The sequence below is a fragment of the Pantoea endophytica genome (genome assembly GCF_002858935.1).
Lineage (GTDB): Bacteria > Pseudomonadota > Gammaproteobacteria > Enterobacterales > Enterobacteriaceae > Pantoea > Pantoea leporis.
This window is the reverse complement of record NZ_PJRT01000005.1, coordinates 817,121-829,716: the sequence shown is the minus strand read 5'-3', so window position 1 is coordinate 829,716 and position 12,596 is coordinate 817,121. Positions and strand designations below refer to the sequence as shown.

The following is a 12,596-nucleotide window of genomic DNA, read 5'->3' as shown; positions in this document are numbered from 1 at the left end:
CAAACTGCTTAAGATCTCATTTGTTGCATTTTTGTGACATCGCCTAACAATTGCGCAGCGTGGTGTTTGACAGGACATTTCTTGTTCATTACTACTTTGCACACACGTGCAAGAAAAGGTGCCAATGAAGCACCAACCCTACAATCCAGGAGAACACTATGCGAGTCACCTCAATGGCCATCGCGCTATCCCTCTGTTGCACTGCCATACCTTTTGCCGCTTCGGCGGCGGGCAATCTGAACATGGTCTGCTCCGCCGATGTGGTGGTGTGCGAGCACATGACCAACATCTTCAGCAAGGCACATCCGGATATCAAAGTCAGCATGGTGCGCCTCTCGGCGGGCGAAGCTTATGCACGCCTGCGCAGCGAAGCACGCAATCCGCGCACTGATATCTGGTGGGCGGGCACCGGCGATCCGCATATGCAGGCGGCGGAAGAGGGGCTGACGCAGCCGTACAAATCGCCGCTGCTCGATCAGCAGCAGGATTGGGCGCAGAAGCAGGCGGAAAACTCCCATTACCGCACGGTGGGCATATACGCCGGCGCGCTCGGTTGGGGTTACAACACCAAATTACTGGCGTCGAAAAAGCTGAAAGAGCCGAAATGCTGGGCCGATTTGCTGGACCCAAGCTTCAAAGGAGAAATTCAGATCGCCAACCCGAACTCGTCGGGCACGGCGTACAACACGCTGGCGACGCTGGTGCAGATCATGGGTGAAGATCAGGCCTTTGATTACCTGAAAAAACTCAACGCCAATATTTCGCAGTACACCAAATCCGGCTCGGCGCCGGTGAAATCGGCGGCGCGTGGCGAAACCACCGTGGGCATTGTGTTTATGCATGATGCGGTGGCGATGGAAGTCGACGGTTTCCCAATTAAGACCGTGGCGCCCTGCGAAGGCACCGGCTATGAGATTGGCTCAATGTCGATTGTTAAAGGAGCGCGCAATCTCGCTAACGCCAAAGTCTGGTACGACTGGGCGCTGAGCGCCGAAGCGCAATCGCATATGAAAGAGGCCAAATCCTTCCAGCTGCCGTCGAACCGCAACGCGGAGATTTCAGAGTACGCGCCGCGCTTTGAGAACATCAAATTGATCGATTACGACTTCAAGACCTACGGCGATTCGGCCAAACGTAAAGCGTTACTGGGACGTTGGGATAAAGAGATCGGTGCCAGCGCGCAGTAAGAATTTGCGCACACCGTAGCGGCGCAATTTATTGCGCGTTGTTCGTCGGTGCATGCGGTTCGAATGTTGAAAAGCAAAAACGCGCGAGAAATCGCGCCGCTACGCATACGTGCACGCAATGACGTTTTGGGGGATTGGATGAATGCAAATAATCGTCGTCTGACAGGCGCGCTGCTCATCGGCGCAGTGGCGTTACTGCTGCTGCCGTGGTTCAGCCTGGAAGCCGGTTTCTTCAGCCGCGGCTGGTTAACCAGCCTGTGGAGCGATAGCGCCAACGCGCCTGCGTTGTGGCAAGTGGGCGAACATCCGTGGCTCATCATCGCCATCGCGCTGTTTGTGCTGTGCGCTGGCTGCGGCCTCCTGCCAGGCGCGGCGCGCAGCCGTTTGCTGCTGCTGTTCAGCGCGCTTGGCGTGCTGTTCCTCATCATCGAAGGTCACGCCATTGGCTACAGCGGCTGGAGCTGGCTGTGGCTGGAAAACCGCTTCGGCGCACTTGCCTCGGGCCAGCCGGCGATGGGCGCAGGTGCGCTGCTGTTACTGACCACTTTCCTGCTGCTGTTCTCCTTCGCGCTGGCCGAACGCGGCGTGATGAAAGGCGACGCCTTTGTGGTGGCGTCTCTGGTGCTGCTCACCGCGCTGGTGAGCATCTTTGTGCTCTATCCGGTGCTGAGCATGTTTGTGGTGTCGGTGCAGGACGTAGACGGCAGCTTCAAACCGGATGGCTTAATCAGCAACATTCAGGATCCGTCGATCTGGAGCCTGTCCTGCTTGTCGGGCGGCACCTGCGGCACCGCATGGCGCACGTTGTGGCTGGCGCTGATGACTGCCGCCGGATCAACGCTGCTCGGTTTGGCGTTTGCCTTAGCCGCCACGCGCACGCCGCTGCCGTGTAAGAAAGCGCTGCGCATGCTGACCATTCTGCCGATCATCACGCCGCCGTTTGTCATTGGTCTGGCGCTGATCCTGCTGTTTGGTCGCTCCGGCGTGGTGACGGAACATCTGGCGGCGCTGTTTGGCATCGAACCGGGCCGCTGGCTGTATGGCTTAACCGGCATCTGGATCGCGCAGGTGCTGTCGTTTACGCCGATTGCGTTTCTGGTGCTGATTGGCGTGGTGGAAGGCGTCAGTCCGTCGCTGGAAGAGGCATCACAGACGCTGCGTGCCAATCGCTGGCGCACCTTCACACGCGTCTCGCTGCCGCTGATGGCGCCGGGTTTGGCCAACGCTTTCCTGATTAGCTTTATCGAAAGCATGGCCGACTTTGGTAATCCGATGGTGCTGGGCGGCAGTCACGGCGTGCTCTCCACGGAGATCTTCTTCTCGGTAGTTGGCGCGCAGAACGATCCAAGTCGTGCGGCGGTGCTGGCGATGATTCTGCTGTGCTTCACGCTGACGGCCTTTGTGCTGCAGCGCTGGTGGCTCGGCGGTAAAAACTTCGCCACCGTCACCGGCAAAGGCGACGGCGGCAAACATGTGCAGCTGCCGCGCGTGCTGCGCTTTGGCGTGTACGGCATGGTGATTCCCTGGGGCCTGTTCACGCTGGTGATCTACGGCATGATTGTGGTCGGCGGCTTTGTGCAGTCGTGGGGATTGAATGATGCGCTGACCATCGAGCATTACGTGCGCGCCTTCGGCGTCAGCTTCAGCGACGGGCATCTGCTGTGGAGCGGCGTGGCGTGGAACTCGTTCTGGACCACGCTGGAGATCGCGCTGATTGCCGCGCCGCTGACGGCGATTGTCGGCCTGCTCACCGCATGGCTGATTGTGCGGCAGAAGTTTGCCGGTCGTCAGACCTTCGAGTTCCTGCTGATGCTGAGCTTCGCCATTCCCGGCACGGTGATCGGCGTGAGTTATGTGATGGCCTATAACCTGCCGCCGCTGGAGATCACCGGTACCGCGATGATCCTGGTAGCCTGCTTTGTGTTCCGCAACATGCCGGTTGGCGTGCGCGGCGGCATCGCAGCGATGAGCCAGCTGGATAAAAGTCTGGATGAAGCGTCATTAACGCTCGGGGCCAACAGCTTCCGCACGCTGCGCAAAGTGGTACTGCCGCTGCTGAAACCCGCCATCAGCGCCGCGCTGGTCTATGCCTTCGTGCGTGCCATTACCTCAATCAGTGCGGTGATCTTCCTCGTGAGCGCGCAATACAACATGGCAACCTCGTACATCGTTGGGCTGGTGGAAAACGGCGAATACGGTGTGGCGATTGCTTATTCAACCGTCTTGATTGTGGTGATGCTGCTGATCATCGGCATATTCCAGTGGCTGGTGGGCGAACGGCGTCTGCGCCGCGTGGCCCGTCCGGTCGATATTGCGGTGCCGCCCGCAACAACCTCATTAACGCAGGAGAGAGCCGTATGACACGCGTAACCGCTGGATCTGTGGTGTTTGAACACGTCTCGAAACGCTTTGCCGGATTTGATGCCATTCCCGATCTCTCGCTGACGGTGGAGCCCGGCACGCTGGTAACGCTGCTGGGTCCGTCCGGCTGCGGCAAAACCACCACGCTGCGCCTGCTGGCCGGGCTCGAGCATCCCAGCGCCGGGCGCATTTTGATTGGCGGCAAAGATGTCACCAACTTGCCCGCCAATGAGCGCGACGTGGCGATGGTGTTTCAGTCTTACGCGCTGTTCCCGCACATGAGCGCGCTCGACAACATCATGTATGGCTTGCAGTCGTCGGGCATGAATAAGCGTGAAGCGCAGGACCGCGCGCGCGAAGGGTTGAAGCTGGTGGGCCTCGAACATCAGGGCCAGCGATTGCCATCTGAGCTCTCCGGCGGGCAGCAACAGCGCATTGCCGTGGCGCGCGCGCTGGTGCTGGAGCCGCAGGTGCTGCTGCTGGATGAACCGCTCTCGAATCTCGATGAGCGTTTGCGTCGCCGGGTGCGCACCGATATCCGCGATCTGCAACAGCGACTCGGCTTCACCGCGGTGTACGTCACGCACGATCAGGAAGAGGCGCTGGCGGTCTCCGATAAGATTATTGTCATGAAAGAGGGGGATATTGCACAGCAGGGCGCGCCGGAAAGTCTTTATCACGCGCCGAACTCGGTGTTTATCGCCGACTTTATGGGCGAGGCCAATATCCTGCCGTGCGAAGTGGAGCAGCTTGATGGCAGCGAAGCGCTGGTGCGACTCGGCAGCCAGCGCTATCGCGTGCGCGGCAACGGCCTGAAAACCGGCGCAGCACAGCTGTCGGTGCGACCGCAATTCATCACCCTGCGCGGAGAAGGCGCAGGTGCACTGCGCGGCGAAGTGACGCACAGCACGTGGCTCGGCGACCATATCGAATATGAAGTCGCCACCGAATTGGGTTCACTGTTTATTGTCGATGCCGAGATGGAGCAGCAGTTGCCGCTGGCCTCGAACGTCGCGATTGATTTTAAACCTCAGGGTTTGGCCCTGATTGCCGGTTAATGTAAGGATGGATGATGAGTGAATTAGACAATGACCCGCTATTATCGCGCCTGATTCTGGCGGAGAAGGTGGCACGCGCCGGCGGCGCGAAGGCGCTGGAGTATTTCCATCAGCGTGAAACCTTGGTGGTGGAGACCAAATACGATTTGCAGGATGTGGTGTCGCGCGCTGACCGCGAAGTGGAGCAGATGATCGACCAGCAAATTCGCGCGCAGTTTGCCGACGACGGTTTCCTCGGCGAAGAGTACGGATTGCAGGAAGGTTCATCGGGTTATACGTGGGTGGTCGATCCGATCGACGGCACCAGCCCGTTCCTTAACGGCATGCCGAACTGGTGCGTGTCCGTGGCGGTGCTGCATGACGGCGTGCCGGTGATTGGCGTGATTTTCGCGCCCACTTATCAGGAGTGTTACGTGGCGGCGATGGGTCAGGGCGCCACGCTCAACGGCAAGCGCTTGCAGGTGGATGCGTCGCGCACGCTGCAAAACCACGTCACCGGTTTTGGTGCCAACAGCCACGTCAGCCCGGATGAAGTAGGAAAAATCCTCGCATCGCTGCTGGCGGCGGGTGGGAATTTTATTCGCATTGGGTCCGGCGCATTGATGCTGGCGTGGGTCGCGGCTGGGCGCGTGGTCGGTTATTACGAACCCTATATGCATGCGTGGGATTGCCTGGCCGGTTATTGCCTGGTGAAGGAAGCGGGCGGCTGGTATCACCCGTTCAATACCGAAGGTGAACGATTGTTGAAAGGCGCACAGGTATTGGCGGTTGCGCCAGGCGCGGAAGCGGATTTGAAGCGGATTGCCGGGTTGTGATGTTGGTTGCGGTCGCCATTTAATGGCGACCTTCTATCAAACCAGAATAAATTCCCGGTAACCCGACCAAATCACATAGATGGCGAAATAAACAAAAATCAAAGCCGAAGCAAGATAGGAATACTTCAGCAAACGCTGCCCCAACAGCTTACCGCCCATGCTACCGACCAGGCACAGCACGCAGGTCCACACTACGCCCGCAATAAAGAAGCCGCCAAGAAACGATGAGGTTGCGGCCGCGCTGCCGTGTCCCATGCGGGAAATCAACGCACCGCCGACGCTGGCAAACCACAAAATCGCGGTCGGCGATGACATCGCCAGCATTACGCCACGACTGAACTCGCGCAGCAGCGATCGATAGGGCTGTTGTTCGGTTTCCGGCAGTGCAGCCTGCTTTTGCAACGCCGCATACAGCATTTTCCCGGCAAACCATAGCAGCATCACACCGCCGCCAATCCACAATACCCAGCGCACGGCGGTGAATTGAAGCACTATCGCCATGCCCGCCAGCGCCAGCACCGCATAGATTAAGTCACCAATGCAGGTGCCAATCCCCAACCAAAAACCGTGAAAATAGCCGCGCTGCATCGCCAGCGTGATCATGGCGATATTGGCGAGACCAATATCAAGGCATAACGACAAACTCAGCAGAAAACCATTTGAAAACTGCAGCATAGCAACGTCAGCATCCCTGGCATGTTAATAGGGCTGTATTAAAGCATGCAGGAAAACGCAGTAATAATGAGAATTACGCATTTGTGCTATTCCGGCTGCCACGTTTGGAGGTAATCGTGCTCTAACGGCGGATAAATCCACGATAATGTGAACACGATCACGCCTGTTCGCCGCGAATCAAAGCAATCCCACTATAGTCGTTATGCGGCCTGCAGCATTGGCCGCAATCACAATAAAAAATCCAACTCTGCGAACGATTTTTATAAAGAACATTCCGATTATGGTGGGTACCACAATGAAAAATCACAATAAAACGGTGTCTGGCGGTATGGCGTCACGTTTAAGCGTGGCATTATCGCTAGCTGTTTTCACATTAGCGGGAAGTGCAATGGCAACTGCAGCGGAACATCATAACCAAACGGCTTTAGTGGGCACATGGACCAGCATCCCGGATGCGCCGTTAGTGCAAAATCCAGGTCATCCCAGCGAAGGTTTATACCGTTTGAAGGTCAATAGCGACGGCACGCTGACGCCGCTCGATTTCATCAAAATGAAAAGCCCATCGTGGATTGTGAAATCGCACGATGGACGTTTTGCCTACACCACTAACGAAGAAAACGCCGGTGCCGTCACTGCGCTGGCGATTGATCACGGCGGCAAGGTGCGCGTGATTAACGCGGTGGATAGCCACGGCCAGCAGCCGACACATGCCACCATTAGCCCGGACGGGAAATTCCTCTTTGTCGCCAACTACTCGGTGGCTAAAGGTGGTGCCAGCGTGGCGGTATTCCCGATTCATCACGACGGTTCGCTCGGCGAGCAGGTACAGAATTTCCCATTCGCCAGCGGCAGCGGGGCGGTGAAAGATCGTCAGGATAGCGGGCATGCGCACTCCACCACCTTCACTCATGATGGCAAATACCTTTACGCTGCAGATCTCGGCGGCGACAAACTGCACGCTTATTCCTATCACGCCGGCAATGCTCAGCCGCTGCAAGCGGATACCTCACGCGATGTCACCTTCCCGGCCGGTTCTGGCCCGCGCCACATGGTGTTTTCACCGGATGGTAAACACGCCTATGTCATTACCGAAATGGCCGGTGAAGTGGTGGTGTTTGCGGTGCAGAACGATCGTCTGCACCAGCAATCCAGCGTCAAACTGAATACGGAAAACAGCAGCGCCGAGTATCGCAGCGGCGGCGGCATTATCCTCAGCCCGAACGGCAAATTTGTGATTGCCGCTAATCGTGGATCGGATAACAGCTTAGTAGTGTTCCGCATTGAGCAGGATGGTTCACTGGGATCGCCGGTGCGCTATAAAGCGGATGGCATTGAACCGCGCGCTTTCGCCTTTGATGCCAGCGGCAAATACCTTTATGTGGCGAACGTGTTTACCAATAACATCACCCTGTTCCATTTCGATGAACAGAGCGGTGTGCTGAAAGCCGCGGGTGAAGTGGCGAAGATTGCCACGCCGACGGATATTAAGTTTTTTAATTGAGTGTTATTGAGGTCGCCATGAAGGGCGACCTCGCACCTCATTGGTGCCCATTGCCATTTAACAGTGCGCACGTTGTCGTAGCGGCGCAATTTATTGCGCGATGAATCGCGCCGCTACGTGAATATGCAGAGTCTAATTAATTTGGCCCACTTCTTGCTTTATTAAAAACAACGCCCCAACGATGTGGCACCCCTCTTGTCAATACAGACAGCGCCGTCTGTAGATCGCTTTTATTCTCTCCGGCCTCCCGGAAACACTCCTGTTTGATCCTTCTCTTTTCAAGAGGTTGCTATGGCTATTAGTCGTCGTTCATTTATCCAGGGTTCAGCCGTTTCGGCATTAGGCTTGGCTGCAGGCGTTGCGCCTAAATTCTCTTTCGCCGCCGACAGCAAGGACGCTATCAAAATCGCCAGTATTCTCGACTTATCCGGCGGGCTTGATATTTACGGTAAGCCGATGTCGAACGCCATTAATCTGGCGGCAGAAGAGATCAACGCGGCGGGTGGTTTATTAGGTCGACCGTTGCAGGTGATTAATTACGATGCGCAATCCAATATGCAGCTTTATGCGCAATATGCGCAGCAGGCGGCGCTGAAAGATAAAGTGGCGGTGGTGCATGGTGGTATTACCTCGGCCTCGCGTGAGGTTATTCGTCCGGTATTGGATCGTTTCCGTTCACTCTATTTTTATCCGGCGCAATATGAAGGCGGCGTGTGCGATCGCAATTACTTCTCATCCGGTTCTACGCCAGCACAAACCGTGGAAAAGCTGGTGCCTTACGCGGTGAAGAAGTGGGGCAAAAAAGTCTACGTGCTGGCGGCGGATTATAACTACGGCCAAATCGTCTCGGCGTGGGTGAAAAAGTCGGTGCACGATAATGGCGGTGAAGTGGTAACGGTTGAATTCTTCCCGCTGGATGTTACCGATTTTGGTGCGGCGATCTCTAAAATCCAGAGCGCCAAACCCGACATGGTGTGGTCAGCGCTGGTCGGTGGCGCGCACATCTCCTTCTATCGCCAGTGGCATGCGGCTGGTATGAGCGGCAAGATCCCGATTGCCTCCACGGTGTTTGGCGGCGGCAACGAACATATCATTCTGTCGCCGGAAGAGAGCAACGGCATTCTGGTTGCCGCCAACTATATGCAGGAAATCCCCTCGCCGGAAAACAAAGCTTTCGTTGAGCGATTCCATGCGCGCTACGGCGCCAATACGCCGTACATCAGCGACCTGGCGATGGGCGCTTATCAGGGCATGTTGATCTGGGCGGAAGGGGTGCGCAAAGCGGGCGATATCGATCGCATGAAGGTGATCGAGGCGCTGGAGTCCGGCGTCACGCTGACCTCGCCGAGCGGCAAGCTGAGTGTGGATCCGGCCACGCATCACTGTTCGCTGGATGTGCATATCGCCGAAGTGGAAAACCATCAGATGAAAATTCTGCAAACCTTCACCGATCAAGCGCCGGTGGATACCGCGATGGTGTGCGATCTGAAGAAAAACCCGCGCGATACCAAACAGTATCAAATTGAGCTGTGACAGGAGCCGCTATGGATCTGTTCATTATCTACGCCATTGAAGTGCTTAATGCCATCGCCGTGCTGGTGATCATGAGCGTCGGGCTGGCGGTGGTGTTCGGCATGATGAAAATCGTCAATATGGCGCACGGCGAATTCATGATGCTGGGCGGCTACAGCGCCATTCTCGCCACCAATCAGTGGTGCGTGCCGATCTGGATCTCGATGCTGGTGATTGCGCCGCTCACTGTGGGGGTGTTTGGCGCGGTAATCGAGCGCGTAATTATCCGTCATCTGTACGGGCGGATGATCGACACCATGCTGGCGACATGGGGGCTGAGTCTGGCGCTGATTGGTGCCGCCACCATGCTGTTCGGCAACACCACGCTGGGCATCAGTTCACCGCTGCCCAGCGTCAGCATCGGCAGCTACAGCACCAGCGGTTATTCGCTGTTCATGATTGTGTTTGCGATCGGCTTGCTCGGCGCGCTGTGGTTGCTATTGCGCTTCACCACTTTAGGTTTGTGCGCGCGCGCCACCATGCAGAATGCGCGCATGGCGGCGGCGCTCGGCAGCAATCCGGGCAAAATCTACAGCCTGACGTTTGGCCTGGGCGCAGCGCTGTCGGGTTTAGGCGGCGCGCTGTTAGCGCCGATTACCGGCGTGATCCCGACCATTGGCGTCAGCTTTATCGCCAAAGCCTTTATCACGGTGATTGGCGGTGGTAGCGCCATCATCGCCGGAACACTCTCCGCCTCGACGTTATTCGGCACCATTTCGCAACTGGTGACGTACTTCTCCACGCCGGTGTTTGGTGCCGTCGCGCTATTGCTGAGCGCCATTGTGCTGCTGCGCTTGCTGCCGCAGGGCATCACCGGACGCTTCTTCAGGAGATCGCTGTAATGAAACTGTTCTCGGAAAAGATCCAGATTATCGTCATCTCACTGGCGATGGTGCTGGTGGCGCTGTGGCTGTCAGGCGCGATTGAGCTCTACACCTTGCTGTCGCTGACGGTGTTTCTGGTGATGGGTTTGTTGTCGCTCAGCCTGGCGTTCATCTGGGGCTACGGCGGCATCCTGTGCTTTGGTCAGGCGGCGTTTTTCGGTTTAGGGGCCTACACCTATGCGATTTGCGCTATCAACTGGGGCGATTCGACCTGGGCGGTGGTGATGGCGGTGCTGCTGCCAACGTTGTTCTCGCTGTTGTTCGGCTATGTGATTTTTTATGGCGGCGTCAGCGATGTCTATCTCGGCGCCATCACGCTGGCGGTGAGTCTGGTGCTGTTTAACTGGGTCAACTCCACCTCCGGCAGCGAATACCACATCGGCGAGGCGTTGCTGGGCGGCTTTAACGGCATTCCTTCGGTGCCGACGCTTAACCTGCCGTTCCAGCCGGAGGCGATTTTATCGCCCGAGGCGATCTTTATGGTCACCGCCGGATGTCTGGCGCTGTGCTACGCCTTGCTGAAGTTCGTGCTGCTGAGCCGTTTTGGCAAAACCGTGGTGGCAATTCGTGAGAACGAGCAGCGCGCCGGATTGCTCGGCTACAACGTGCCGGCGCATAAATTGGCAACCTTCGCCATCGGCGCGGCCATTGCCGGACTGGCGGGCTGTTTGTACGTCAACTGGGGCGCCTTTGTTAGTCCCGGCGTTTTTAGCATCAGCCAGTCGGCGCAGATCATCATCTGGGTGATTGTCGGTGGCCGCGGCACGCTGCTGGGTCCGGTGATCAGCTGCGTGTTGTTGCAGTGGATGGTGACGCGGCTGGGCGCGCAGCAAACCGTGGATGTCAACTTAGTGCTCGGCGTGATTCTGGCGGTGTTTGTGTTGCTGATTCCGGGCGGCATTCTGCCAACGTTGCAGCGCCTGTGGCGGCGCAAGCGTTCCGCCGCGCCCGCCAGCCGCGCGCAGGTCAGTGAGGTGAAACCATGACGACCAACGTGTTACTGGAAACCCGCAAAATGGGCGTCAGTTTTGGCGGCGTGCATGCGGTGAAAGAGGTGGATTTCACCCTACGTGAAGGTGAGTTGCGCTGCCTGATCGGCCCGAATGGCGCAGGCAAAAGCACTTTCTTCAAGATGCTGAGCGGCCAGGTCACGCCGACGCGCGGCGAGTGCTGCTATCGCGAACAGGTGATCTCCGGCAAACGGCCATGGGAAATCGCGCGTTTGGGGATTGGCATTAAAACTCAGGTGCCGAGCGTGTTCGAAGGCTTAAGCGTGCGGGAAAACCTGTGGCAGGCGGCAGCAAATAAGCTGGCGAAAGCGGCGCTGCCGGCGGCGATAGAACAGGTGCTGGAGGATATCGGTCTGGTCGATCTGCAACATGCGGTGCTCTCGGAACTGGCACATGGTCAGCGGCAGTGGGTGGAGCTGGGGATGATCCTGATCTCTAAACCGCAGCTGGTGCTGCTGGATGAACCGGCGGCGGGTATGACGCATCAGGAAGTGCGCAAAACCGCGCAGCTGATCAAGGCGATTAATCAGCAGAGCACGGTGGTGGTGGTGGAACACGACATGGAGTTCATCAGCATGATTGCGCAGCAGGTAACGGTGTTTAACCAGGGCGCGGTGCTGGCGGAAGGCAGCTTCCGCGAGGTGACGCAAAATCCGCGGGTGAAAGAGGCGTATCTCGGCAATCTGGAGATTAAACATGCTTGAAATTAAAGAGATGGTCTCGGGTTACAACAAGATTCCGGTGCTGAACTTATCCGAGCTGTTTGTCGGCGCGAAGTCGTTTACCGGCGTGCTGGGCCGCAACGGCATGGGCAAAACCACGCTGCTGCGCACCATTATGGGCGAACTGCCGGCCTGGCAAGGCCAGATCGCGCTGAACGGCATCGATATTACCCGTTATCAGGCGCACCAGCGGGCGGTAGCGGGCATCGGTTTTGTACCGCAAGGCCGACAGATTTTCCCGCAACTGACGGTGGAGGAAAATCTGCGCATGGGCTGCGTGAAACACTTCTCCCGCGCCGGAGAGATTATCGAGCAGATGCTGGCGTATTTTCCGCGCCTGAAACGCCTGCTGGCGCAGCCGGGCGGTGCGCTATCGGGCGGCGAGCAGCAGCTATTGGCGTTGGCGCGCTGCCTGTGCGGCCAGCCGCAGCTGGTGCTGCTGGATGAGCCAACGGAAGGGATTCAACCGAATATCTGCGAGGAGATTATCGAGACGTTACGACGGCTCCGGCATGAGATGGATATTTCGATCATTCTGGTGGAACAGGATATCGAGTTTCTATACGCGCTCTCTGACCAGATTCATGTGATCGAAAAGGGGCAGATTGTGCAGAGGATCGATCCGAAAACCCAGTCGAGCGCCAGCGTGGCGGAACAGTTTTTGGGGTTTCATGCTTGAGCTGTTTTACCCTTGCCCTCACCCCGGCCCTCTCCCGCAGGCGGGAGAGGGCCGGGGTGAGGGCATCAGCGCGCAGCGGACATTGTCCGCCGTGACACAGCACCCGGCAGCATCAGCAAAGCGTTAACCCAT

At 57.5% G+C, this 12,596-nt stretch carries 11 protein-coding genes; 10 read left to right on the top strand and 1 reads right to left on the bottom strand.

The features are described from left to right. Positions 1–158: 158 nt before the first annotated feature. The 4 genes from PZBJ_RS06385 to PZBJ_RS06370 all read left to right on the top strand — a co-directional run bounded on the left by PZBJ_RS06385 (position 159) and on the right by PZBJ_RS06370 (position 5,421). Positions 159–1,187: an ABC transporter substrate-binding protein gene (locus PZBJ_RS06385; protein ID WP_101761718.1), complete on the top strand. Its 1,029-nt coding sequence runs from the start codon at positions 159–161 to the stop codon at positions 1,185–1,187. 138 nt (positions 1,188–1,325) lie between these two features. Further along, complete coding sequence (locus PZBJ_RS06380; protein ID WP_101761791.1) at positions 1,326–3,548, top strand: ABC transporter permease; 2,223 nt, start codon at positions 1,326–1,328, stop codon at positions 3,546–3,548. Further along, on the top strand, positions 3,545–4,606 hold the full coding sequence (locus PZBJ_RS06375) for an ABC transporter ATP-binding protein (protein WP_061719127.1): 1,062 nt from the start codon (positions 3,545–3,547) through the stop codon (positions 4,604–4,606). Before PZBJ_RS06380 ends, PZBJ_RS06375 begins: the two co-directional genes overlap by 4 nt. Before the next feature lie 14 nt (positions 4,607–4,620). Continuing rightward, a complete protein-coding gene (locus PZBJ_RS06370) occupies positions 4,621–5,421 on the top strand; it encodes an inositol monophosphatase family protein (RefSeq protein WP_101761717.1) in 801 nt (266 codons plus the stop codon). Positions 5,422–5,457: 36 nt separating this feature from the next. Here PZBJ_RS06370 and PZBJ_RS06365 read toward each other — a convergent pair whose 3' ends face one another. After that, entirely contained in the window at positions 5,458–6,096 is a 639-nt protein-coding gene (locus PZBJ_RS06365) for a LysE family translocator (protein ID WP_101761716.1), read from the bottom strand. A 388-nt stretch (positions 6,097–6,484) separates the two neighbouring features. Here PZBJ_RS06365 and PZBJ_RS06360 point away from each other — a divergent pair, with 388 nt between their 5' ends. The 6 genes from PZBJ_RS06360 (at position 6,485) to PZBJ_RS06335 (ending at position 12,464) form a co-directional block, all read left to right on the top strand. Continuing rightward, positions 6,485–7,597 (top strand): lactonase family protein, encoded by a 1,113-nt coding sequence (locus PZBJ_RS06360; protein ID WP_101761715.1) that lies wholly within the window; start codon positions 6,485–6,487, stop codon positions 7,595–7,597. A 291-nt stretch (positions 7,598–7,888) separates the two neighbouring features. Next, positions 7,889–9,130: an urea ABC transporter substrate-binding protein gene (locus PZBJ_RS06355; protein ID WP_101761714.1), complete on the top strand. Its 1,242-nt coding sequence runs from the start codon at positions 7,889–7,891 to the stop codon at positions 9,128–9,130. Between the two features lie 11 nt (positions 9,131–9,141). Further along, entirely contained in the window at positions 9,142–10,011 is an 870-nt protein-coding gene (locus tag PZBJ_RS06350) for a branched-chain amino acid ABC transporter permease (RefSeq protein ID WP_101761713.1), read from the top strand. Beyond that, positions 10,011–11,039: a branched-chain amino acid ABC transporter permease gene (locus PZBJ_RS06345; RefSeq protein WP_101761712.1), complete on the top strand. Its 1,029-nt coding sequence runs from the start codon at positions 10,011–10,013 to the stop codon at positions 11,037–11,039. Before PZBJ_RS06350 ends, PZBJ_RS06345 begins: the two co-directional genes overlap by 1 nt. After that, on the top strand, positions 11,036–11,767 hold the full coding sequence (locus PZBJ_RS06340) for an ATP-binding cassette domain-containing protein (protein ID WP_101761711.1): 732 nt from the start codon (positions 11,036–11,038) through the stop codon (positions 11,765–11,767). The genes PZBJ_RS06345 and PZBJ_RS06340 overlap by 4 nt, the downstream gene beginning before the upstream one ends. Then, on the top strand, positions 11,760–12,464 hold the full coding sequence (locus PZBJ_RS06335; RefSeq protein WP_101761710.1) for an ABC transporter ATP-binding protein: 705 nt from the start codon (positions 11,760–11,762) through the stop codon (positions 12,462–12,464). Before PZBJ_RS06340 ends, PZBJ_RS06335 begins: the two co-directional genes overlap by 8 nt. The last annotated feature ends 132 nt before the right edge of the window (positions 12,465–12,596 follow it).